The 23,117-nt window shown below is 68.1% G+C and carries 24 protein-coding genes; 12 read left to right on the forward strand and 12 right to left on the reverse strand.

Going from position 1 to position 23,117, the window contains the following annotated elements; translation table 11 throughout:
* Positions 1 to 277: 277 nt before the first annotated feature.
* Positions 278 to 562, reverse strand: a complete 285-nt coding sequence (locus IEY28_RS06500) for a DUF357 domain-containing protein (protein WP_188995590.1) — start codon at positions 560 to 562, stop codon at positions 278 to 280.
* Between the two features lie 102 nt (positions 563 to 664).
* Between IEY28_RS06500 and IEY28_RS06505 the strand changes: the two genes are divergently transcribed.
* From IEY28_RS06505 to IEY28_RS06515, 3 genes are all read left to right on the forward strand, one after another.
* On the forward strand, positions 665 to 1,708 hold the full coding sequence (locus IEY28_RS06505) for an NAD(P)/FAD-dependent oxidoreductase (protein WP_188995592.1): 1,044 nt from the start codon (positions 665 to 667) through the stop codon (positions 1,706 to 1,708).
* Between the two features lie 91 nt (positions 1,709 to 1,799).
* A complete protein-coding gene (locus IEY28_RS06510; protein ID WP_188995594.1) occupies positions 1,800 to 2,273 on the forward strand; it encodes an SRPBCC domain-containing protein in 474 nt (157 codons plus the stop codon).
* Positions 2,274 to 2,349: 76 nt separating this feature from the next.
* Positions 2,350 to 2,637: a DUF7545 family protein gene (locus IEY28_RS06515; RefSeq protein ID WP_188995596.1), complete on the forward strand. Its 288-nt coding sequence runs from the start codon at positions 2,350 to 2,352 to the stop codon at positions 2,635 to 2,637.
* 6 nt (positions 2,638 to 2,643) lie between these two features.
* Here the strand turns inward: IEY28_RS06515 and IEY28_RS06520 are convergent, their stop codons facing one another.
* Both IEY28_RS06520 and IEY28_RS06525 read right to left on the reverse strand, forming a co-directional pair.
* Positions 2,644 to 3,318: a 2,5-diamino-6-(ribosylamino)-4(3H)-pyrimidinone 5'-phosphate reductase gene (locus IEY28_RS06520; protein WP_166970917.1), complete on the reverse strand. Its 675-nt coding sequence runs from the start codon at positions 3,316 to 3,318 to the stop codon at positions 2,644 to 2,646.
* 48 nt (positions 3,319 to 3,366) lie between these two features.
* Positions 3,367 to 3,825 (reverse strand): hypothetical protein, encoded by a 459-nt coding sequence (locus IEY28_RS06525; RefSeq protein ID WP_188995598.1) that lies wholly within the window; start codon positions 3,823 to 3,825, stop codon positions 3,367 to 3,369.
* A 232-nt stretch (positions 3,826 to 4,057) separates the two neighbouring features.
* On the opposite strand from IEY28_RS06525, the gene IEY28_RS06530 reads away from it, so the two are divergent.
* From IEY28_RS06530 to IEY28_RS06540, 3 genes are read left to right on the forward strand one after another with little or no spacing between them, the layout of a single operon-like run.
* The gene (locus tag IEY28_RS06530; RefSeq protein WP_188995600.1) at positions 4,058 to 5,335 is read left to right on the forward strand and encodes a Single-stranded DNA binding protein; all 1,278 of its coding nucleotides are present in this window, start codon (positions 4,058 to 4,060) and stop codon (positions 5,333 to 5,335) included.
* Positions 5,332 to 6,993, forward strand: a complete 1,662-nt coding sequence (locus IEY28_RS06535) for a hypothetical protein (protein WP_188995602.1) — start codon at positions 5,332 to 5,334, stop codon at positions 6,991 to 6,993. Before IEY28_RS06530 ends, IEY28_RS06535 begins: the two co-directional genes overlap by 4 nt.
* Before the next feature lie 52 nt (positions 6,994 to 7,045).
* Positions 7,046 to 7,795 carry a metallophosphoesterase gene (locus IEY28_RS06540; protein ID WP_188995604.1) on the forward strand — a complete coding sequence of 250 codons (750 nt, stop codon included), beginning with the start codon at positions 7,046 to 7,048 and terminating at the stop codon, positions 7,793 to 7,795.
* Between the two features lie 2 nt (positions 7,796 to 7,797).
* Here the strand turns inward: IEY28_RS06540 and IEY28_RS06545 are convergent, their stop codons facing one another.
* Positions 7,798 to 8,643 (reverse strand): class 1 fructose-bisphosphatase, encoded by an 846-nt coding sequence (locus tag IEY28_RS06545; RefSeq protein ID WP_188995606.1) that lies wholly within the window; start codon positions 8,641 to 8,643, stop codon positions 7,798 to 7,800.
* Positions 8,644 to 8,712: 69 nt separating this feature from the next.
* On the reverse strand, positions 8,713 to 9,483 hold the full coding sequence (locus IEY28_RS06550) for a creatininase family protein (protein WP_188995608.1): 771 nt from the start codon (positions 9,481 to 9,483) through the stop codon (positions 8,713 to 8,715).
* Between the two features lie 89 nt (positions 9,484 to 9,572).
* Between IEY28_RS06550 and IEY28_RS06555 the strand changes: the two genes are divergently transcribed.
* Entirely contained in the window at positions 9,573 to 12,407 is a 2,835-nt protein-coding gene (locus tag IEY28_RS06555; protein ID WP_188995610.1) for a DEAD/DEAH box helicase, read from the forward strand.
* A gap of 4 nt (positions 12,408 to 12,411) precedes the next feature.
* Here IEY28_RS06555 and IEY28_RS06560 read toward each other — a convergent pair whose 3' ends face one another.
* Positions 12,412 to 13,149, reverse strand: a complete 738-nt coding sequence (locus IEY28_RS06560; RefSeq protein ID WP_188995612.1) for a sporulation protein — start codon at positions 13,147 to 13,149, stop codon at positions 12,412 to 12,414.
* Between the two features lie 45 nt (positions 13,150 to 13,194).
* Complete coding sequence (locus IEY28_RS06565) at positions 13,195 to 13,812, reverse strand: zinc ribbon domain-containing protein (protein ID WP_188995614.1); 618 nt, start codon at positions 13,810 to 13,812, stop codon at positions 13,195 to 13,197.
* A 220-nt stretch (positions 13,813 to 14,032) separates the two neighbouring features.
* Between IEY28_RS06565 and IEY28_RS06570 the strand changes: the two genes are divergently transcribed.
* Genes IEY28_RS06570 through IEY28_RS06580 form a run of 3 tightly spaced genes read left to right on the forward strand, consistent with a single transcriptional unit; the run spans position 14,033 to position 17,024 of the window.
* The gene (locus IEY28_RS06570; RefSeq protein WP_188995616.1) at positions 14,033 to 14,848 is read left to right on the forward strand and encodes a cupredoxin domain-containing protein; all 816 of its coding nucleotides are present in this window, start codon (positions 14,033 to 14,035) and stop codon (positions 14,846 to 14,848) included.
* Between the two features lie 58 nt (positions 14,849 to 14,906).
* The gene (locus IEY28_RS06575; RefSeq protein WP_188995618.1) at positions 14,907 to 16,661 is read left to right on the forward strand and encodes a MutS-related protein; all 1,755 of its coding nucleotides are present in this window, start codon (positions 14,907 to 14,909) and stop codon (positions 16,659 to 16,661) included.
* Positions 16,662 to 16,718: 57 nt separating this feature from the next.
* Positions 16,719 to 17,024, forward strand: a complete 306-nt coding sequence (locus tag IEY28_RS06580; RefSeq protein ID WP_229783077.1) for a DUF6199 family natural product biosynthesis protein — start codon at positions 16,719 to 16,721, stop codon at positions 17,022 to 17,024.
* Here the strand turns inward: IEY28_RS06580 and IEY28_RS06585 are convergent.
* Both IEY28_RS06585 and IEY28_RS06590 read right to left on the reverse strand, forming a co-directional pair.
* The gene (locus IEY28_RS06585; protein ID WP_188995620.1) at positions 16,991 to 17,203 is read right to left on the reverse strand and encodes a hypothetical protein; all 213 of its coding nucleotides are present in this window, start codon (positions 17,201 to 17,203) and stop codon (positions 16,991 to 16,993) included. The genes IEY28_RS06580 and IEY28_RS06585 overlap by 34 nt on opposite strands.
* A gap of 192 nt (positions 17,204 to 17,395) precedes the next feature.
* Complete coding sequence (locus tag IEY28_RS06590) at positions 17,396 to 17,704, reverse strand: hypothetical protein (protein WP_188995622.1); 309 nt, start codon at positions 17,702 to 17,704, stop codon at positions 17,396 to 17,398.
* An 812-nt stretch (positions 17,705 to 18,516) separates the two neighbouring features.
* Here IEY28_RS06590 and IEY28_RS06595 point away from each other — a divergent pair.
* Together IEY28_RS06595 and IEY28_RS06600 are read left to right on the forward strand one after the other, a co-directional pair.
* The gene (locus IEY28_RS06595; RefSeq protein WP_229783078.1) at positions 18,517 to 19,173 is read left to right on the forward strand and encodes a halocyanin domain-containing protein; all 657 of its coding nucleotides are present in this window, start codon (positions 18,517 to 18,519) and stop codon (positions 19,171 to 19,173) included.
* 53 nt (positions 19,174 to 19,226) lie between these two features.
* Positions 19,227 to 19,637, forward strand: a complete 411-nt coding sequence (locus tag IEY28_RS06600) for an archease (RefSeq protein ID WP_188995626.1) — start codon at positions 19,227 to 19,229, stop codon at positions 19,635 to 19,637.
* Here the strand turns inward: IEY28_RS06600 and IEY28_RS06605 are convergent.
* The 3 genes from IEY28_RS06605 to IEY28_RS06615 form a co-directional block, all read right to left on the reverse strand.
* Positions 19,634 to 20,830, reverse strand: a complete 1,197-nt coding sequence (locus tag IEY28_RS06605) for a zinc ribbon domain-containing protein (protein WP_188995628.1) — start codon at positions 20,828 to 20,830, stop codon at positions 19,634 to 19,636. The two genes, IEY28_RS06600 and IEY28_RS06605, sit on opposite strands and share 4 nt — an antisense overlap.
* Before the next feature lie 43 nt (positions 20,831 to 20,873).
* Complete coding sequence (locus IEY28_RS06610; RefSeq protein ID WP_229783079.1) at positions 20,874 to 21,944, reverse strand: double zinc ribbon and FHA domain-containing protein; 1,071 nt, start codon at positions 21,942 to 21,944, stop codon at positions 20,874 to 20,876.
* A 75-nt stretch (positions 21,945 to 22,019) separates the two neighbouring features.
* Positions 22,020 to 23,117, reverse strand: a complete 1,098-nt coding sequence (locus IEY28_RS06615) for a PP2C family protein-serine/threonine phosphatase (RefSeq protein WP_188995631.1) — start codon at positions 23,115 to 23,117, stop codon at positions 22,020 to 22,022.

The following is a 23,117-nucleotide window of genomic DNA, read 5'->3' on the forward strand; positions in this document are numbered from 1 at the left end:
CCGCCACGACGTCGGGGAAACCGGACGTCAGGACGGTGAGCGGTATCAGGGCCGTGCGGATGCGTTGCCGAAGACGCAGTCAGACCGGTGATGTATAAAAGGGGTTTCCGAACTACGACCGGGTAGTCATCGAGGTTGCACTCCACATCCGTCTACGTGCGTCGTTTTGGTCACTCTGGGACCGCCAGTATCTCCTCGACGGTGTTCCGGTAGTTCCGCACGTGGTCCGTACGAGAGACACCGAATGCCGGGGGGTAATTCGGCGGCGCAGACGGCCTCAGACCGTGAAAAGATGGCCCTCGGTCGGCACGTCGAACAGGCCAATGCGGGCGCCCGCGTCCAGCCACGCGTGCCCGTAGGAGAACGACGCCAGCGCGTTGACGAGGTCGTCCTCCGTGCGGAAATGGCGCCCGTCTTCGAGGTACGACGACGCCATCTCTTCGCAGTCGAGCGCGGCGTCGTGCATCGGCGTCCCCTCGGGCGGCGCGATCTCGGCGGCGTCCAGTGCCTCGGCGAGCAGTCCCTCGTACCGGTCTGTCTTCTCGGTCAGGTCGGCGGCCATAGCCGGAGCGAGCGACGGCGAGCGTGTAAGCCTGTCGGCGTGGCTGTGTGCCGTCGACACGACAGCGCAAGGTAAATACGCCGCTGTGGAGTACCACGGGTAATGACAGACACCGAGGACCACCGCCGACTTATCGTCGCCGGGACCGGCATCGCCGGCCTGACAGCGGCCATCTACGCCGCCCGCAGCAACAACGACCCCCTCGTCCTCGAAGGGGACGAACCGGGTGGCCAGTTGACGCTCACGAGCGAAGTCGAGAACTACCCCGGCTTCCCCGAGGGCATCTCCGGCCCCGACCTCATCAACGAGATGAAAGCGCAGGCCGAGCAGTTCGGCTCCGACCTGAAACACGGTGTCGTCGAGAACGTCGACGATTCAGAGCGCCCGTTCCGCGTCGAACTCACCAACGGCGACGTCTACACCTGTGACGCCTTCATCGCCGCCTCGGGTGCCAGCGCCCGCACGCTGGGCATCCCCGGTGAAGACGACCTGATGGGCTACGGCGTCTCGACGTGTGCGACCTGTGACGGCGCGTTCTTCCGCGGCGAGGACATGCTGGTCGTCGGCGGCGGCGACGCCGCCATGGAGGAAGCTCACTTCCTCACGAAGTTCGCCAACAAGGTGTACATCGCCCACCGCCGCGAGGAGTTCCGCGCGGAGGACTACTGGATAGACAAGGTCCAGAAGAAGGTCGAGTCGGGCGAGATCGAGATCATGCGCAACACCGAGGTGCTGGAGATGCACGGCTCACCCGAGGACGGCGTCGACCACGTCACCCTCGCCCGGAACGACGCGGGCCATCCCTCCGAGAAACTCGACGACGACGAGACGGAGGTGTCCGACTTCGACGTGGGCGCCGTGTTCATCGCCATCGGCCACACGCCGAACACCGACTACCTCGAAGACACGGGGGTCGAACTCGACGAGACGGGCTACATCGTCGCGAAGGGCGGCAAGGGCGGCGGCCAAACCGCCACGGACGTCCCCGGCCTGTTCGGGGCCGGCGACGTCGTCGACTACCACTACCAGCAGGCCGTCACCGCCGCCGGGATGGGCTGTAAGGCCGCCATCGACGCCGACGACTACCTCGAAGACCTGCCGGAGAACGAGGAAACCGAGGCCGCCGCCGAAGCAGCGGACGACTGATCGCACCGCTCACGTGCGGGTGTTTTTCGGCGAATCGCGTGTACACACGGCTCAGTCTGTCTGTATCGTATCAGCGAACGTCTACGGAAACATGAGGACCATCGAGACGACCATCGACGTCGACGCGACCCCCGCAGACGTCTGGGCGACGCTGACCGACTTCGAATCGTACCCCGAGTGGAACCCGTTCGTCACGGCTATCGAGGGGACGCCGACAGCGGGCGACCGTCTCGATATTCGCATCGAACCACCCGAGGGGCGCGGCAGGGGATTCAAACCTCGAGTCACGGCCGCCGACCCCGGCGAGCGACTGGCCTGGCTGGGCCGACTCGGCGTGCCCGGCCTCTTCGACGGCCGCCACGAGTTCCGACTCGAAGAACTCGACGACGGTCGTACTCGACTGCACCACAGTGAGTCCTTTTCGGGACTGCTGGTCGGTCTCCTCCTCGACGAGGCGAACATCCGCGCTGGCTTCGAGGCGATGAACGAAGCCCTCCGAGCGCGTGTCGAGGGGACTGCTCAGACCACGGCGACCGAAACACGGGACGGCGGCGTCGCGGCCTGATTCGGTCAATGACGGCGTGGTAGTCGGCGGACACGAACCCGACAGACCCTTCCGTCGGGTGGGCGAACGGGTCCGTATGGATAGTGACACTGTCACGCTGACTATCGAAGGCGACGACGCGACCGACGAACTGACCGTTCCCAGCGGCCTGCTGGACATCCTCCGCGAGGAGGCCGACGAGACGGACCCGCAGGTCGTCGGTGACATCGCGATGTTCGGTCTCGCTCAGCGAATCCACGGCGCCGTCCACCACAGTCAGGGCGAACCGGACGAAGAGATTGCGGCGCTCGAAGAACTCACGCTCGACCTCTTCGAGGAGCGCTTCGGCGCGACGTTCGGCGAACTGACCGGCCACGACCACTGACTCGTTCTACTCGGTTCGACCGTCTACCGACCACGTCAACAGGACGCCGTCGTCGAGTCGTTCGACGCCGGTGAGGTCCAGTGCCGGGAAGTCCTCGACGAACCCGTCGCCGTCGGCGAGCGTCGGGGCGTCCCGTCCACCCAAGATTTTCGGCCCGACGAACACGGAGAGCTCGTCGACAAGCCCCTCCTCGAACAGGCCGAAGATGAGTTCGCCGCCGCCCTCGACCATCAGTTGGTCGACGCCCTCACCCTCTAGTTTGGCGAGTACCGTCGTGAGGTCGACCCGGTCCTCGCCGGCGGCGATGACGTAGGCGCCCGCGGCCTCCATCTCCTCGATGAAGTCCGTCGGCGCGGCCTCGCTGACGAGCAGATACGTCTCCGCCGAGCCGTCGAGGACCCTCGCGTCCGGCGGCGTCCGGATGCGCGAGTCGGCGACGACGCGGGCGGGGTTTGCCGGGTCGCCTCGCTCGGTCCGCGCCTCACGACGGTCCGGATCGTCGACCGTCAGCGAGGGGTCATCGGCCAACACCGTCCCGACGCCGACCATGACGGCGTCGCTGTCGGCCCGTAACTGGTCGACTCTATCGAAGTCGTCGGGCCCGGAGATAGGTATCTGCTCACGGCGCCGCGTAGAGAGCTTTCCGTCGGCACTCATCGCGGCGTTGACGACTACGTGCATACGACACGGCAGGCGAGTAGAGAGGAAACGGGTTTCGGTTCTGGTGAATCAGGTGGTGTTCGCGTCGGGTTTGCTGGCCAGTTTCTCGACGTCGAGTGACTTCTGGCCGCCGTCTGCGGTCCGCAGACGGAGGGTCGTCCCGTCGAGGACGAGTTCGTCGACGTCGATGGTGGTCTCGCTCGTCCATCCCTTCAGCCGAACCATCCCCGCCTCGTCGATCTCTATGAACGTCCGCGGGCGTTCGGAGGCCCCCATCGTCCACGTCTCGCCGCCCAGCGAGACCTCCTGACCCCCGGATTTGGCCCAATGAAACACGCAGACGTGCTGTTTCCGGGGGTCCTCGCCGCGGTCGTGGTCCACTCGTTCCCACTCCTCGTAGTCGACGCCGAAGTGTGCCGCCCACAGTTCCAGATACTCGAAGTCGAACCGCTTTTTCCCGCCATCGTCGCGACCGCTCCGCCAGATAACGTGTGCGTCTGATGGTTTCGACCCGAAGAGACTGCCCACGTTACGCTCCCCCCGCGCAATCGGTATCATGGCTGGGAATTAGAGCCATCAACCGAGCCGATAATGGCGTAATATAGCTCCCTAGACCATACAAACGCCACATACGAGACATACAAACTGCGATAGACATTATCAACAATAAAAATATCGGCCGAATTGGTCGCTCGGTGACAGGACCCCCTTCGCGTCGGCCCACAAACCCTTTTCAACGCCCCCGCCGAACCCTCCTTCGATGTCTCTCGAAGACCATGTCGAGGAACTCGCCTCCGACCTCGACGTCGACAAAGAGGAGGTCAGACGCGACCTGGAGAACCTCGTCGAGTACTCCGTACCGATGGACGAGGCCAAGCAGAGCCTCCGCCGGAAGTACGGTGACGGCGGCGGGAGCGACGGCACCCCATCGAGTAAGGCCATCAGCGAGGTCTCGACCGACGACTCGAACGTGACGGTCACCGCCGTGGTACTCACGTCCGGTCGGCGGTCCATCCAGTACAACGGCGAACAGCACGTCATCCGTGAGGGCGAACTCGCGGACGAATCCGGCACCATCTCCTACACCGCGTGGGACGGCTTCGACGCCGACCTCGAACCCGGCCAGACGGTGCAGTTCGGCAACGCTGGCGTCCGCGAGTGGGACGGGAAGCCCGAACTCAACCTCGGCGACAGCACCCAGACGAGCGTCGTCGACGAGACGCTCGATATCGACGCCGAGGTCGGCGGCGAGTCGAGTCTCACGGACCTCGAACCCGGCGACCGCGGCATCACCGTCGAAGTGCAGGTCGTAGAGTGCGAGGAGAAAGTCATCGACGGCCGCGACGGCGAGACGACTATCCTCAGCGGTGTCCTCGGCGACGAGTCGGGACGCCTCCCCTTCACCGACTGGGAACCACACGACGCCATCGAGGCAGGCGCTTCGGTCCGCATCGAAGAGACGTTCGTCCGGGAGTTCCGCGGCGCGCCGTCGGTCAACGTCTCCGAGTTCTCGACCGTGACGCCGCTCTCGGAGTCGGTAGCGGTCGCTGAGGACGCCCCGCGGATGTCCATTCGCGAGGCCGTCGAGAGCGGCGGGCAGTTCGACGTCGAACTCGCCGGCAACGTCATCGAGATACGCGACGGGTCCGGCCTCATCGAGCGCTGTCCGGAGTGTGGCCGCGTCATCCAGAACGGCCAGTGTCGCTCCCACGGCGCCGTCGAGGGCGAGGACGACCTGCGGACCAAAGCGATACTCGACGACGGCACCGCCACCGTTACCGTCATCTTAGACGACGAACTGACCGCCAGAATCTACGGCGGCGACCTAGAGGACGCTCGCGAACACGCCCGCGACGCGATGGACAAGGAAGTCGTCGCGGACCGCATCGCAGACCGCGTCGTCGGCCTCGAATACGTCGTCCGCGGCTCGCTCTCGGTCGACGAGTACGGCGCCAACCTCAACGCCAGCGAGTTCAGCGAGTCTGAGGACGACCCGTCGGAGCGTGCGAACACCCTCCTCCGGGAGGTGGAGGCATGAGCGAGTCCGAGGACGGTGGACCGGGCCGCCGCGAGGTCGCCCACCGCCTGTTCGCCGCGGAGTTCGACGATGCGGACTTCTCGTACTCCGAGTCCGACGAGGAGCGCGCTCCGAACTACGTGGTCACGCCGACCGGCACACGGATCAACCGCCTGTTCGTCGTCGGCGTCCTCACGGAGGTAGAGCAGGTCAACGAGGAAGTCCTGCGCGCCCGCATCGTCGACCCGACGGGGCCGTTCGTGGTCTACGCCGGTCAGTACCAACCGGACGCGCTGGCGTTCCTCGAATCGGCGACCCCGCCGATGTTCGTCGCCGTCACCGGGAAGGCCCGCACCTTCGAACCGGAGGACGGCGACCGCGTGTTCACCTCTATCCGGCCCGAGTCCATCAGCGAGGTGGACGCCGACACGCGGGACCGCTGGGTCGTACAGGCCGCCGAGCAGACCATCGACCGCGTGGCACGGATGGCCAGTGCGAAACAATCGGGGCTGTCCGGCGACGAACTCCACGCGTCGCTCGTCGAGTCCGGCGTCGACGAGAGTATCGCTGCCGGCATCACCCTCGCGCTGGACCACTACGGGACGACCGGCGACTACCTGCAGGCGGTTCGTGACCTCTCGCTGGACGCGGCCCGCGTCGTCGCCGACGAACTCGACGAGGTCGGGTCGCTGTCGCTCTCGCCCGACGACGGGACCGACGACCCGATTCCGATACTCGCGGAGACGGACCTCGAAACTGCCGCGGCCGCGCCCGAGACGAGCGAGGACTCCGCCGGCGGGGACGCTGCCCCGGCGACGAGCGAGGCCGATGGCGAGACGACGGATGCCGACACCGAACCGGTGAGTACGGGTTCCGAGACGAGTCCAGCGTCCGACGCTGCAAGCGAGCCCGTAGAGACGACCGCGTCGGGCGCTGCCGAGACAGCGGACGTGAGCGCAGACGACGACGACGAACTCGGCGACTTCGACACCGACGTGGAGCGTCGCGACACGGCCGACGCGAGCGCAGACGAGGCCGAGACCGTCGAACCGACCGAGACGGCCGGCGACGCGGCCGCCACCGAGACCGGAGCCGCCGACCTCGGTGCCGACGAGGACGAGGTCGGCGACTTCGACACCGAGTTCGAACTGGACGAGGACGAGCGCGAGGAGATAGAACAGGAGTACGGGACCGACTTCCAGAGCGGGACGGAGGTCGACGAGGCCGGGGCGGCCGGCATCGACACGCCCGACCCCGAGGAACTGGCCGAGGCCGCCGAGTCTGGGGCACCGGCCGGGGCCGCCGACGCGGAGAGCGCTCCGGACGCTGCCGGTGCACCCGCCGGCGACGAGTCCGTCGAACCCGACGCCGAGGCGGCCACCAGCGACGCGCCCGTCGAGACGCCCGAGACGGCCACCGAGGCAGGAGCCGACGAGACGACGCCTGCCGAGTCGGGCGCTGAAGACGCGCCGGACGCCGACGACGTCGACCTCGAAGACGCCGTCATGGACGTGATGACGGAGTTGAACGACGGGGGCGGCGCCGACCGCGAGACCGTCCGCTCGACCGTCGTCGAACGGTACGGCGCCGACCCCGACGCCGTCGCGGACGCCATTCAGGACGCGCTGATGGGCGGGCGCTGTTACGAACCCGAAGACGGGAAGCTCACCCCCATCTGAGTCCGTATCCGAGCCGCGCCGTTTTTCTTCCGCCGTCGCCAACCCGACAGCGATGCGCGTCGAACCGCTCCCGAACGCACCGGCCGCGACCGTCGAGACCGACGGGGAGCGACTGCTGGCCGTCGCCGACTACCACGCCGGCATCGAGGCCGGTCTGCGCTACGACGGCGTCGAACTGCAGTCCGCCGCCGACCGACGCCGGGAGCGGTTGCTGTCACTCCTCGACCGGTCGGGGGCGGACCGACTGGTCGTCCTCGGCGACCTCGGCCACGCCATCGGGTCGCCCTTCGACGACGAACGCGAGGAACTCGCGGCGCTGTTCGACGCCGTCGACGTGCCGGTGACGCTGGTGAAGGGGAACCACGACGGCGACCTCGAAGGCATCCTCGACGACCTCGCCCCCGGCGTCGAGGTGACGCCGGGCCACGGCACCCGCATCGGCGACGTGGGGTTCGTCCACGGGCACACGTGGCCCGCGCCCGACGTACTGCACGCCGAGGTGGTCTGCATGGGCCACGAACACCCCGTCGTCAGGTTGGAGGACGAGGTGGGCGGCGCTCGCAAGGAACGGGCGTGGCTCCGCGGGTCGCTCGTCGCCGACCCGTTCGCGGACCACGACGGCGTCGCCATCGAGACGAGCGCGGACCTCGTCGTCTTCCCGGCGTTCAACGACCGCTCGGGCGGAACGTGGGTCAACGTCGAGGGACAGGACTTCCTCGCGCCGTTCCTCCCTGCGGGGATGGCCGACACGGAAGCGTTCCTGCTCGACGGGACGCGACTCGGGCGGTACCGCCGCGTCTGAGGCTACTCGCTCAGCGCCGTCTCCGTCCGCTCGACGAGTTCCCTGTTGCCGAGGAACGTCGGCGTCCGGTCGTGGAGGCCCTCGGGGCCGACGTCGAGTAAGGACTGCTCGCCGTCCGTCGACCCGCCACCGGCCGCTTCGACGAGGTACGCGAGCGGCGCGGCTTCGAAGTGCACGCGGAGTTTCCCGCCGGGATAGGTCTCTGTCGCCGGATAGCCAAAGAGGCCGCCGTACTCGAGCACCTGCGCGAGGTCCGCGACGGTCGCACCGCCGTACCGGGGTTTCAGCTCTCTCGACAGTTGCTGTGCGAACTCGTTCATCGGGTCGCTGCGTTCGTTGTACTTGCCGGCGAGGCCGACGACAGTCGGTTCGTCGGGCAGCGAGAAAGTCCCCCAGCGCTCGCTGTGGCCGTCACGGAGGAGGTACTCCTGAACCACGTCGCGGTCCTCCCGGGCGACGGTCATCGTGGTGTAGGGCCCGTACAACACCATCATCGAGGCGACCATCTCACGGCCGCTTGCGGGCACCGCTCCATCGTAGATGCCGACGATGGTGCCGACGGAGTTGTTCGACGCGAGGTTCGCAGAGCCATCGAGCGGATCGATGGCGACGGTGTACCCCTCGCCGCAGTCGACGACGTCCTCGCGCTCCTCGCTGGCGTACCCGCCCACGCCCTCGACGTACGAGAGGGCGTCGAAAAAGAGGTCGTCGGCCCAGACGTCGCCGCCGACCTGTTGCTCGCCGCTCGGGTTCTGCGCCCCGGAGCGGTCCGCGTAGTTCGCCAGATTGCTGCTGACGTAGTGCGCGGTGTCCTTGACCGCTCGCTCGATGTCGTCCAGCGTGTTCATCGGCCGGCCCTCCGTAACTCGCCGCTGTCGTTCATCTCACCGGGACCTCGGAGGGCCACCGACATAAGGCTACACGTGGGCTTTCGGTAGCAAGTCCTCGAACCGCTGGTCGGCGAGCCACTCACAGAGGTGACAGAGGTTCGAGAGGGCGGCCTCGAACAGTTCCTCGCCGACCTCGGCGGAGGCGTCGGTCTGGTCACCGAGTACGCCGTTCTCGGTGTTGTCGATGGCGTCGTAGAACGTTCGCGCCCCGTGGACGCGCCCGGTCGACTCGTCGAACTCCCGCAGACCGCCGTCCCGCGCGTCCTCGATGCGGTCTTCGTGGACCAACTCGGGGGCGAGGTACTGGACGAGCGACGTCTCCTTCGGACCGCCGTGGGGGCCGGGCGTCTCGAATGCCGCCTCGATGAGGTCGGTGATGCTCTCGTCCCACATCCACTCGATGGCGTACATCGTCCCGTCGTCGCGTAGGCGGCGACCGACCTCACGCAGATGCTCGACGTTGCCCCCGTGGGCGTTGACGAAGACGACGCGGTCGATGCCGTGGTACGAGAGGTTTCGGGTGATACTCTCGACGTAGTCGCGGAACGCGGGCGCGTCGGCCCACATCGTCCCGTGGAACTGCCGATGGTGCGGGCTGACGCCGACGGAGATGGTCGGCGTACAGAGGTATCCAGTGTCCTCGGCGGCGGCCCGGGCGAACGACTCGGCGATGAGGTGGTCCGTCGCCTCGGGGAGGTGCGGCCCGTGCTGTTCGGTCGACCCCAGCGGAACCAGCGCCAGCGACTCAGACTCGAAGTACGATTCGAGATCCGGCCACGCCTCGTCGGCGAGATACATACGCGGTAGTCCGGGTCCCGATGCCTTCAACCTGTGCGACAGCCAGTGACACAACGTGTTTAACCCGATGTAGTCGCTAGACGGCCTCGATGACCGACGGGGTGACACAGGGCCACGACGCGTTCACGGCGCTGGGCGACGCGGTTCGGGCCGCCCTCTCCGAGCGCGGGTTCACGACGCCGACGGAGCCACAGCGGAAGGCCATCCCGGCGCTCGCCCGCGGCGACGACGCCCTCGTGGTCGCCCCCACCGGCACCGGGAAGACGGAGACGGCGATGCTCCCGGTGCTGGACGCCCTCGTGCAGGCCGACGACCGGTTCGGCATCGGCGCGCTCTACATCACGCCGCTCCGGGCGCTCAACCGGGACATGCGCGAGCGACTGGAGTGGTGGGGCGAGACGCTCGGTCTGGACGTCGACGTTCGCCACGGCGACACCACCGACTACCAGCGACAGAAACAGGCGAACGACCCGCCGGACGTGCTGGTGACGACGCCCGAGACGCTGCAGGCGATGCTGACCGGGTCGAAACTCCGCGTGGCGCTGGAGGACGTCGACCACGTCGTCGTCGACGAGGTGCACGAACTCGCGGCCGCCAAGCGCGGCGCCCAGTTGACTATCGGCATGGAGCGCCTGCGAGAGGTCGCGGGCCGGTTCCAGCGAATCGGCCTCTCGGCGACGGTCGGTGACCCCGAGGAGGTCGGGCGCTTTCTCACCGGTGGCGGTCCCTGTTCTGTCGTCGAGGTGGACATCGGCAGTCGCCTCGACGTCGAGGTGGTCCGCCCGCAGGTGACCGACCGGGACGAGCGCCTCTCCAGCGAACTCGTCACCGACGCCGAGACGGCCAGCCACGTCCGCTACATCGACGACCTGATCGCCGAGAAAGAGTCGGTCCTGCTGTTCGTGAACACGCGCCAGACGGCGGAGGCACTCGGCTCGCGGTTCAAGGAACTGGGGACGAACCTCGGGGTCCACCACGGGTCGCTCTCGAAGGAGGCCCGTATCGACGTCGAGGACCGGTTCAAGGCCGGCGACCTCGACGCCCTGCTGTGTACTTCCTCGATGGAACTGGGTATCGACGTGGGCCACGTCGACCACGTCGTCCAGTACGGGAGTCCGCGGCAGGTGTCCCGATTGGTCCAGCGCGTCGGCCGTGCCGGCCACCGCCGCGACGAAGTGTCGACGGGTACCGTCGTCACGACCCACGCCGACGACACGCTGGAGGCGCTGGCCATCGCCAGGCAGGCGCAGGACGGCGACGTGGAACCCGCACAGATTCACGACGGGAGCCTCGACACCGTCGCCAACCAGATAGCCGGCCTCGTGATGGACACCGGGGAGATTCGGGCGATGGCGGCCTACCACGTCCTCGCGCGGGCGTACCCGTTCCGTGACCTCGGGGAAGCCGAGTTCAAGGAGGTGGTTCGGGAACTGGCCGAGAACAACGTCGTCTGGTTGGACGAGGAGCGCGACACCTTGGAGAAGCGCCGCGGCACGTGGCAGTACTTCTATCAGAACCTCTCGATGATTCCCGACGAGGCCACCTACGAGGTGGAGGACGTGGCCTCCGGCAAACAGGTCGGGACCTTAGACGAACGCTTCGTCGTCAACTTCGCCACCCCCGGCGAGGTGTTCGTCCAGCGCGGCGAGATGTGGCGCATCACGAACATCGACGAGGAGGAGGAAGTGGTGACCGTCTCGCCCATCGAGGACCCCGCCGGCGAGGTGCCGTCGTGGACCGGGTCCGAGATTCCGGTGCCGGAGGCCGTCGCGCAGGAAGTCGGGGAGTTGCGCCGCGTGGCAGGGAGTCAGTTGCAGGACGGCGCGCCGGTCGACTCGGTCGCCTCCCACGTCGCCGCCCGGTACGACGGTGACCGCGAGACGGTCGCCGACGGCCTCTCACAACTGGCGGGACACGAGGGGCCGATTCCCGACGACGAGACCGTCCTCGTGGAGTTTCACGGCCGGGAGGTGGTGGTCAACTCGTGTCACGGACACACCGTCAACGAGACGCTGGGTCGCATCCTCTCGGCGCTGCTGGGACAGCGGGCCGGGTCCTCCGTCGCGATGGAGGTGGACCCCTACCGCATCGAACTGGAGGTGCCGCGGCGAATCACCGCCGGCGACGTCATCGAGGTATTGGAGGAGACGGCCCCCGACCACATCCCCGCCTTGGTGGAGTTGAGCCTGAAGAACGCCGACGCGCTGAAGTTCAAACTCGCACAGGTCGCGACCAAGTTCGGGTCGCTAAAGCGCTGGCGCGGCCGCGGGTCGACGGACTTCGGACGGGACCGCCTGCTGGCCGCGCTGGAGGACACGCCGATGTACGAGGAGGCCATGCGGGAGGTCCGGCACGAAGATCTGGCTATCGAGGCGACGGCGACGCTCCTCGAACGCCTCCAGTCCGGCGAGGTGGCGCTGGAGACGGTGGCCGAGCGGACCCCCGTCGGCCTCGGCGGTCGTTCGTCGGGCCGTGAACTGCTCTCGCCGGAGAACGCCGACGCGAGCGTCATCCAGACGGTCAGAGAGCGCATCCAGAGCGACCGAGTCATCCTGCTCTGTCTGCACTGTCAGGACTGGGACCGGAAACAGCAGGTCGGCCGGGTTCGTGACAAACCGGAGTGTCCCAAATGCGGGTCCACCCGCGTCGCCGCGCTGAACCCGTGGGCCGACGAAGTCGTCTCGGCGGTGCGGGCCGACGAGAAGGACGAGGACCAAGAGAAGATGACCGAGCGCGCCTACCGCGCTGGATCGCTCGTCCAGACCCACGGCAAACAGGCCGTCGTCGCCCTCGCCGCGCGGGGGGTCGGCCCGCACAACGCCGCGCGCATCATCAACCGCCTGCGGGAGGACGAAGACGAGTTCTATCGGGACATCCTCCGACAGGAACGGGAGTACGCAAGAACACAGTCGTTCTGGGGCTAAGCAGTCAACTCAGGTCCCGAATCGCCTGCGTCAGCGACGGTTCGATGGCCGCCGGGTCTGCATCCTGAACCGTAAAAGAGGTGTGCCGTTCGTCGATGTCCATGGCTTCCGAGAGCAGACCGCCGCGTCGGTCGACCTCCATGTGGACGGTCAGACCGTTCCCGTCGTACACCGGGATTATCTCGACTTCGTCAACCTCGCCGGAGAACTCGCCGCGCTGGGGGCGGAACTCGAACTCCTGGACGAAATTCGCCGACGTCGAGAAGATACCGCCGGGACGGGCCTCGCAGGAGGAGGACTTCATCGAGAACCCGACGTTCTCTAGCGCGTCGAAGACGGCCTGCAGACGCTCGGTCGGTCGGACCTCGATTCGGTCCTCGTCCTCGGGGTCGACGGCCATCGAGATGTCGAGTCCCGTCTCGATTTCGACGGAGACGGACCCGACGGTCACCGGCGTCCGCCGCGGGACGTCGATAGTCGTCTCGAAGCGCCGTTCCTCGCCGGACCCGATGGTGAACGGCTCTGTCAGTTGCCACTTGTCGACGATGGCGTCGGCGTACCCCTCCTCGGTGCGGTACTCCGTCTCCAGCGCGAAGTAGATGGCGTCGATGTCCTGGTCGGTCGAGCCACCCTCGACGTGGACTTCGGCGTCGACGGCGTCGCCGGCGCGGACGGTGCTGGAGGGCAAGACAGTGTCGACACGGGCGGAACCAATTCCGATGCGGGAGAGCACGTCTTTCATGCCATCAGTGGGTGGCGTCGCCGTCGGTTATAAACTTCGTGTCTGTCAGGGAGTGTCACCGTCGTCCTCACCGTCGGGTTCGATACCCGCGCGTTCGTGGAGCGGTCCGGGTTCACCCCGGGCCTGTCTCGCGGCCCGGGCCGCGACGCGGCGCGCCAACAGGACCGCGGCGACGGCGGGCACCGCCAAGAGCGTAGCGACGAGTCCGGTTCGCTGGGTGACGAGCGAGGATCCGCCGGTGACCGCGTCGTAGGCCACCGCGAGGACGACGGCGACGACGCCGACGACGACGAGGTAGAGGCCGCGTGCGAGCGCCGCACTTGGCGAGGGGAACCGGCCGAGGTACGCCGCCGGGAGGAGCCACCCCGCGAGGAGAAGCACGGCGAGGGCAGACAGGGGGAGGTCACCGACCGCGATGACGGCGGCGTAGGCGACCAGCGGCGCGATGGCGATGCCGAGTGCCAGTCCGGTCAGGACGACGGCCCACCCCGGTGCGCCGTCGCGGTCGCCCTCGAAGGCCGCCGCCATCCGCTCGTCGAGTCGGGCCAGTTGGGCCTCGGAGAGCAGTCGCTCCCCGCAGGCCGGACACTCGAGTGTGAGGGAGTCGAGGGTCGCCCCGCAGGCGGGACAAGTCGGCCCGTCGGCGTCCGGTCCGTCGGCCATACGACCCGCTTACGACGCCGGGGGCTTGAGTGGTCCGGAGACAAGGGCGGTCCGTCTTCGAGTGAGCGTCGGGTCTGGCAACGATACGGCCACCCTATCGACGCAAAGGTCGCCTTTCCAGTCGGCCGGGCGACCGCCAGCGCCGGTAACGCGGTCTTGTACTCGTTTCCTCGTCTCGTTGGACTCGTTAACAAAGGACGATGCGTGAGGACGGCCCGCCATGGGACAGTACCCACCAGACTCCTCGCGGCGAGACGTGATGAAGGCGCTCGGTGCCGGTGCCGTGCTGTCGGGGCTCGGCGGGACGGCGACCGCACAGGCGGACGACGGCCAACAGGGCGGCGGCGGCGAGCAGGAGACGGACGGGCGGGGGACGGTCCACGAAGTGCAGACGCTCATACAGGGACCGCCGACGAACCCGAACCGACCGGCCGACTTCTTCTACCAACCGACCGGTCTGCACGTGCAACCCGGCGACGTGGTGAAGTTCGTGTTCACGACGCCCGACCACAACGTCGTCGCCTACCATCCCGCGTTCGGGATGCGACGGCGGGTCCCGACCGGCGTGACGGCGTACTCCTCGCCACTGCTCGGGTGGCGGCCCGAATCCATCGCGGACGACCAGATAGAGCCCCCCGCCGAGACCGGCGGCGGTGAGGGGGAAACCGGAGGGGGCGGCGAAGGAGGCGGCGGTGCCGGCGCCGACCAAGGTGAGAGAGAGGCGGACGGTCCCCCGGAGCCAGTCCCGGACACGTGGCTGCAGGCCTTCGAGACGCCGGGCGTATACGACATGCTCTGTTCGCCACACGAGGGATTCGGCATGGCGTTGCGCGTGGTCGTCGGCGACGTCACCGAGGCACCCTTCGAGACGTCGACTCCCGAGAATCTGGCCGAGCCACGGACCGGGCCGGTCGGCCTCGCCCGCGTGACGCTCACGGACCCGGCACTACAGCCAACGGCTATCGTCGAACAGGGGGCCGTCGACTGGCAGGACCTCGAAGCCAATCAGGCCCAGTCCGGCGAGTCAGAGGGGTGAAGACGGCCCGGAGAGGCCATGATAAACGACTAAACCCGGGCCGCCCGTCGGCCCGCCTATGCGATTGGAGGAGTACTGGGGCATCGGCCCGAAGACGTCCGAACTACTGAGCGAGGAACTGGGCGTCGAACGGGCCGTCGAAGCCATCGAGTCGGCGGACACGCGCGCGCTCACGGCGGCGGGCCTCTCGCGAGGCCGGGCCACGCGTATCCTCCGGCGGGCGACGGGGGCCGAGTCGATGGACCTCCTGGCGACCCGTGACACCCGCGACGTGTACAAGGAACTGCTGGACCTCGCCGAGGAGTACGCGGTCACGCCCGGCGCGGCCGACAAGATTCGGGTCCTGACCCCACTGCCGACCCGAGAGGCGATGGCGGAACGGCTGGACGACGTATTGGCGGCCAGAGACACGTGGGCAACCCTCTCGGAGGACGACCATCGGGCCGTCCTCGACGCGTTCGAACGCTACGAGGCCGGCGGGGAGCGCGCGGCCGTCGAGACGGCGCTCGCGCTCAAGGACACGGGCGTCTCAGAGGGCGTGTTCGACGCCGTCGCGGAACTGGACGGCGACGCGCTGACCGACGCCCGGGCCGCACTCGCCGGCCTCGCGGGCGAGGGCGACCGGGTCGGCGAGGGTGCAGACGAGCAACTCGACCGCTTACGGACCCAACTCGGCCAGATAGCGGACCTCGCCGCGGCGACGCCCGAAGTGGTCGAGGCGGTACAGGCGGACGCCCGCCGACCCGACGAGTTTCAGGACGCGCTGGTCCGGCACGTCACCGACGAGACGGGCGTCGACGGCACGCGCGTCCGGGACGCGATGCCGCGCGAGGCGACGGACGCGCAGGACTTCGTGGACGCCGCGCTCCGCGAACTGCGCTCGTCGCTCCGGAGCGCCGTCGAAGAGCGCGAACAGACCGTCGCGGCGAGCCTCGAAGACGACCTCACGGCCGCGCGCGAGGACGTCGACGCCGCCGTCGCCGTCGTGGGCGACGTGGCGCTGTCGGTGTCGCTCGCCCGGTTCGCCATCGCCTACGACCTCACCCGGCCGACGTTCGTCGACCGCGAGACCATCGCCGTCCGCAACGCCCGAAACCTCGCGCTGGCCGACACGGACGACGTCCAGCCGGTCACCTACGCTATCGGCGACCACACGCTGGCGGTCCACTCCGCGAACGACCCGCCCAGCGGCGACCGTGTGGCCGTCCTCACGGGGGCGAACTCCGGCGGGAAGACCACCCTGCTGGAGACGCTGTGTCAGGTCCAGCTGCTCGCCCAGATGGGCCTCCCGGTGCCCGCCGAGGCCGCCGAGGTGGGACTGGTCGACACCGTCGTCTTCCACCGCCGGCACGCCTCGTTCAACGCGGGCGTCCTCGAATCCACGCTCCGGTCGGTCGTCCCGCCGCTGACCGGCGGGGACCGGGCGCTGATGCTCGTCGACGAGTTCGAAGCCATCACCGAACCGGGCTCCGCGGCGAACCTGTTGCACGGTCTGGTCACGTTGACCGTCGACCGCGACGCACTCGGCGTGTTCGTTACGCACCTCGCGGCCGACCTCGAACCGCTGCCCGCAGCGGCCCGCACGGACGGCATCTTCGCCGAGGGACTGAGTCAGGACCTCGACCTGCTGGTGGACTACCAACCGCGTTTCGGCACCGTCGGGAAGTCCACGCCGGAGTTCATCGTCTCCAGACTCGTCGCCAACGCGAACGACCCCGTCGAGCGGAGCGGGTTCGAGACGCTTGCCCGCGCCGTCGGCGAGGAGGCCGTCCAGCGTACCCTCTCGGACGCGCTCTGGACCGAGAGCGAGTAGACGCCCGGAGTGCCGACAGGCGAGGGTTCAGGTAGGGAGAGGCCCAACGTGGACCTGATGCTACGACGACTCCTCCCACTCAGTTACGCGTGGATGGTCGGGCAAGGACTGCTCGCGGTATTTCTCCCGCGGCAGGCCATCAAACTGAACGCGAAATTCCTCCTCAGCGGTTACGAGAACCCCGGCGATCTCGAACCCAAAGACTGGTACGTCCGAGCGACGCGAATCGCCGGCGTCGGGATGCTCGTCACCGGCCTCACGGGCCTGCTCGCGGGCGAACTCGACGCCGACGAGGACGTCGAACCGGTCGAAATCGAGGGCGAGGACGGTCACCAAGTCGCCGAGTCGGACGAGTCGGTCTGATACCGGCCCTCGTCCAGTAGCGTCCCGCCGTAGGGTTCGCACTCGAAGTCGTGCTTCTCGGCGACGAGTTCCAGTTTCTCCTCCCGCTGGGCTATCGTGTCCGTCTCGAAGCCCGCGTCCTCGACGGTGCCGACGAGTGCGGCTAGTGAGTGTCCGTCGTGCTCTCGAAATACGGCCAAAACCCCGCGGTGTTACCGACGGCGGGTGCGTCGGTGCTTCTCGTCGCTATCCTTCGTCTCTCGTCGCTGTCGCGCGATCGCGAGTAGGTAGGTCGGTCGCATGAATTTCGCTCCCCGCCGGGGGTCGAACCCGGTCCCGGGCGTCCGGGGTCCGCCAGCGGACTCGGGGGCACTGAGAGGTGGAGCGACGCGTCAGGCCTCCTCGACGACAAGGTCGTTCACCGACGTGATTCCGAACCCGTCGGGGAGTCGCTCCGCCACGTCCGCCTCCGGGTCGGCGTCGGCGGGGAGGGCGATAGTGATGGAGACGTCGGCGTCTACGCGGATGTCGGTAAACGTCGGGCGGACGCTTGTCACGCGGTCGACGGTGACGGCGGTGACGCCGTCGACGCCCTCGATGACCGCGGCGACGCCGCTCTCTAGGTCTTCAGTCCCGCCACGGGGGACCCGGAGCGAGACGTCAGCCGATGCGTCGACGGGGACGGTCGCATGGAGCGACATACGCCGACGGCCGGAGTCGAACCGGCCCCGAGACGGGGGCTCACCGGTCGAGCACGTCGGGGCGAGCGACGGTCGCGTCGCTCGACGGAGATGTATCTCTAGTGTGGTGCATCTCTGCCGACGGCCGACAGCGGTCGATGGCCGACGCCACCGAATGACTGTCCCTTCGTGGGTATCAGACCCGCCGTCGTGACACTCGAACCGTTCGAGGCCACGGCCGACGCCGTCGTCGGTGTCGGGAGTCGAAATCGAGGCCCCACCGCAGTGGGCGTCCGCGCGACCGGACGGCCGTCCCACGGTGGCGCTGTACCCCTATGCTGCGGGGCAAAGCGGACGGGCGTTCACCCGACCACTCCGACCCCCAGCAAGAGATACCGGATACGCGGCATCGATGCCGCGTCCGATAGCCCACCCTCCGCCGGACGACCGGCGGGGGGCGGGCAGAGACGTTGGGGTAGGAGTGGTACGGGTCATGTGAACACCACGTCGGTCTGAGTGACGTATCTACACCATCACGAGGTGATATATTAAATCTATTGCACGCTCGTGATAGAGTAGCACGGTTTCGTTCCCTCGACGGAACTGTATCGGATGGGCGTCGTGGGCGAATTTCGCTGTCATCTAGCCGCCGAGACAGAGGGATACGATGTCATCCCGTCGTCGGCACTGTCGAACACTATCGCGTTCGTTCCTATCCGCTGAGAACAGCCCTCCGCTTTTAGGCTCGTCCGTCGCCGACTCGTCAGGTAAGGACGGTCGGTTGCTGACGGCTCGGACGCCGCTCGTCCAAAGAGACACCCATGACTGGTTCGATGACGCGGCGACAGTTCGCGCAGGTGACCGCCGGGACGGTCGCACTGGGCGCTACGACGGCAGTATCGGCACAACAGGGACCCGACTACGGCGGGTGGTTCGACGGCGTCGCGAACTTCGACGGCACGGTCGACGAGACGGGACAGGACACTGTCGAGATAACCGTCGGCGCCCAGGGCAACGGCGGTGCGTTCGCGTTCAGCCCGGCGGCGGTCCGCGTCTCGCCCGGTACCGAAGTCGTCTGGACGTGGACGGGCGAGGGCGGCGGCCACAACGTCGTCTCCGACGGCGACGGCCCCCTCGACTCCGGTGGTCTGGTCTCCGAACAGGGCACGACGTACTCACATACGTTCGAGAGCGAGGGCATCTACAAGTACGTCTGCGAGCCGCACAAGGGCCTCGGCATGAAAGGTGCCGTCGTCGTCGGGGCGGCCTCGGGCGGCAGTAGCGGGGGCGGCAGCACCGCGACGGCGACCGCGAGCGGCGACAGCGAGAGCAGCGGCGGGAACGCGACGAGCGGTGACGGCGGTCGCACGGGGTCCGCCAGCGGCCCCGTCACTGCACTCGCGGCCGTCATCGCCATGGCGTTCTTCTCGCCGCTGGCTTTCGCTGCGCTCATGCGGCGCAAGGCGAAACAGACAGACCGTCGGCGGTGACCTGTCGGGCCGAACCCGTACCGCTTTCTCCCCGGCGGTCCGACGTTCGGGTGATGCCGTTCGACCTCCGAGAACACACGGCGGACGTCGCCGTCGAAGCCACCGGCGAGACGATAGACGAGACGTTCGCCGCCGTCGCCGACGGCCTCGCCGCCGCGATGTGTGAGTCCGTCCCCGAGGAGGGGAGTCGGTTCGACCTGACCGTCACCGCCGAGTCGCGGGAGGCACTGCTGTTTGACTACCTCGATCAGTTGATCTACGAACGGGACGTACGGAACGTCCTCCCCGTCGACAACGAGGCGACCGTCAGCGGCGGCGGCGAAGAGTGGCACGTCGATGCGAGCGCCCGCGGCGTCCCGCTCTCGGCCGTCACTGCTCGCGAGGTCAAGGCGGTCACGTACTCCGAGATGGCGCTGGAAGCGACCGACGACGGCTGGCGGGCGTACGTCGTCTTCGACGTCTAGTCCAGTCGCTCGCCGCAGTTCGGACAGAACGACACCTCGGCGTCCGCGGCTATCGTTTCCCCACAGCCCTCACAGACGTCCGGCGACGAGTCCTCGCGGTCGAACGAGAACACCGCCGTATCGTCCTCCCACCCGTCGTCCGTGTCGTCCTCGTCGTGTCCCATCCCGTCGACGGTGGCCACCTCCGTCGGCGTGCCACTGTTCTCGGGAACGGGGTCGTCGGGCGTGAAGACTCGGGTGTGCGAGCGGTCGTCGGCGGACGCGTCGTCGGTCGTGTCGGGTTCGTCCTCCGCGGACACCTCGTCGACTGTATCTGCCTCGCCGTCGTCCGATCCCGAGCCGACGGCCACAGCACCGTTCTCGCCGGCGTCGCCGCGACTCACCGGCGGCATTATCGGGAACCGCTGTCCCGGGCGTCGGGTCGGGTTCGAAAGCGGTGCCTGTATCCGGACGACGGTTCCAGCGACGAGTTGGACCGCGAGATAGGCCGTCGCGAGGAGTGCCGGTACCGACACGAGGACCGCCAGCGCATCGGCCGGCCCGACGCCGGCGAGCGTGAGGCCGGTCTCGACCACCGAGGACAGTCCCGACCGGGCCACAAGCCCACCCGCTGTCTCGCTCCGTTCGGCGAGGACCGTCGCCGCGACGAGCCATCCCCCGGCGAGCGCAGCCCCACCCACGGCGAGAGACGCCGTGAACAGTCGCGGAACCGACAGCGTGTAGACGCGATAGCCGTAGGCGACGGTGCGGACCAGCAGGTGGACGCTCGCGACGAGGGCTATCGCCGTCACCGCCGGTGACCGTCCGGCCGTGACGGTGGCCACCAGACACCCGCCCATGACCAGTCCCGGCAGCGCGAGCAGGAGGGCCGGGTGGTCCAGTCGATATCGCTTTTCGAGGTTCCCGTGTTCGTTGCGGAACCGTCGACCCGCGAGTACCGACACGGCGATGGCGGGCACGACCACCCACAGCACCAGTGCCAGCACCGACAGCCCAGTCACGGTGACGTCGCCGACAGTCGTCACTACGCTGCTCGCCAGCCCCGGTGTGGCGCTCCCGACCGCGATACCGGTCGCGAGAACCCACGCGCCGTAACACAGGGCACCCAGCAGCGCGCCGGTGAGCACCCACACCTCACTCCGTAGCAACGAGATCGACCGTCGAAACTCCGCGACGAGAACGCGGTCAGCCATTACTGGGGTATCTCCGAGGGGCGGCTTAGTTCGTGTGGTCCGGTCAGGGCGCGCGAATCGTGAGCGTGGCGACGCCCGACAGTTCGAGTTCGTCACCGGGCGCGACCGACTCGCGGTCGCCCTTCTGCAGGGCGTGGCCGTTCAGGCTGGTCGGGTTGTCGCCGAGGTCGACGAGATAGAAGGCATCGGACTCACGGACGAACCGGACGTGTTCGCGGTGGACGCGAACCGCCTCGTCCTCGGGTCGGCCGGCGTCGGTCAGTGCCGCGCGGACCTCACGACCGACCGTGTCGCCGTCTTCGACGGGGATCTCCCGACCGCGAACCGCGAGGACGAGCGAGTCGGGCACCGGGTCCGACCCGCTCTCCTCGTCGGACTGCGCTTCGAGCGCTTCCACGGCGTCCTCGGCTTCCGTGTCGGTCTCGGCCGGAGCGGCAGTCTCGGCGTCGTCGCCGTGGGAGTCCGTCTCAGTCTCGTCGTCCTCGCCCGCGTCGCCCTCCCCGCGGTGGGCGTCGAGGTTCTCGCCGCACTCGACACAGAAACTGTCCGTCTCGCCGACGTCGGTGCCGCAACTGGGGCACTCGGTGAGCGGGGCGGCCGGTTCGACCTCTCGAACGTCGGCCCCGCACTCGACACAGAAGTTCGCGTCGGCGTCGAGTTCGGCCCCACAGTCCGGACAGTCGATGGCCGACAGACCGTCGTCCGCCGCCTCGGTGGCGTCGGTATCGCCCTCGTCGTCGGTCGCCGTATCCGCCGTCCCGGCCGGGGCTTCCGACTCGGTGTCGGCCCCAGTCGGCAGGTCGTCTGTCTCGCTCGCACCGGCGTCCGTCGCGTTCGCGCCGCCGTCCGCGCCTGCCGCCGGTTCGGCGTCGCTCGCTGCTTCGGTCTGTTCGGCGGTCGAGGCTTCGGCGTCGGTCGGCCCTGTCTCCTGTGCCGGTTCGTCGTCCGTCGGCGACGCCTCGGCGGCCTGCGAGAGGAGGTCGCCGCCGTCGGCAGACGACGCTTCGGTCTCGCTCTCGTCGTCGGTGTGTTGCCACTCGCCACACTCCGTGTTCGTACACCACCCGCCCGCGACTGTCGGGTCGAACTCCTCCCCACAGATCGGGCACTCCACTGTCTGTCCGGTGCTCGCGTCTGACATACTCGTTCGTGAGCGGTTTTTACGGGGAGAAAGAAAACAGTTGCCCCCTCACTCTTCCGATATGATGACCGTCTCACGGTCCGAGACGTCCACGTCGGGGTCGACCGCTCGTATCGGTAAGCCGCCGCTACTGGGCGTCTCGGGGAGTGCGTCGTCCTCGAACAGCAGTACCGAGACGTTGTCCTTCCCGCCGCGGTCGTTGGCCAGCGAGACGTACTCGGCGGCGGCGGCGTCGAGCGACTCGGCGTCGAGCAACACGTCCCGGATCTCGTCGTCGGTGACGACGGCCTCGCGGACTCGCTCTGCGGCGTCCTCGGACTTGTCGGCGTCGACGTACTGTTCGTAGAGGTCCGGGGCGTCGGTCTGGGCGTCGATGAGGCCGTCGCTGGTCGCCAGTACCGTGTCCTCGGCGAACAGACGAACGGTCCGGGTGTCCACGTCGACCGTGGCTCGGTCGGGGTCCTCGTGGCCCGACCCGCCGAGCGCCCGGGTTATCTCGTTGCCGTTGGGGTGGACGTGGGCTTCTACCGAGTCAATCTCGCCGGCGTCTTCCCACTCCTGTACGACGGCGTGGTCCTTCGTGAGACGGGCTATCTCCTCGCGAGCGTGGTTGACGAGGTAGGCGCGACTGTCGCCGACCCACCCGAGGTGGAGTTTCCCGTCGGCGTAGACGCCGGCGACGACGGTGGTGTACGACTGGGTGCCGGATTCGCTGGCATAGCGGAGTATCTCTCGGTGCGCCTCGACGATGGCGTCCGCTATCGCCGCCTGAACGTCTTCCGGCCCGAGCGCGTCCGGCAGGACCGCGGGGGCTACGTCCACGTCGAAGGCGTCGGGATGACTCCGCGCCGTACGGATTGCGATGGGGGCGAGACGCTCGGCGACGACTGTCGTCGCGATGTACGAGGCCGCGTCCCCCGCGTCGTGGCCGCCCGCGCCGTCCGCGAGGACGAACACGCCCGCAGAACGGTTCGCAGGGCGGTCGACCTGCTCGGCGTCCGTGTCGCTGCTATCGACTGGTGGCCGGGTCTGTCCCCGGTAGCCGTCCCGATGGCCCTCCTCGAAGACGGTCATCGAGATGCTGTCCTCGTTGATTCCCTGTCCGCGCTTCCGGTCGCCGATGTCGTAGTTGGTTGCGTATCGCAT

This window comes from Haloarcula pellucida (assembly GCF_014647235.1).
GTDB lineage: Archaea > Halobacteriota > Halobacteria > Halobacteriales > Haloarculaceae > Haloarcula > Haloarcula pellucida.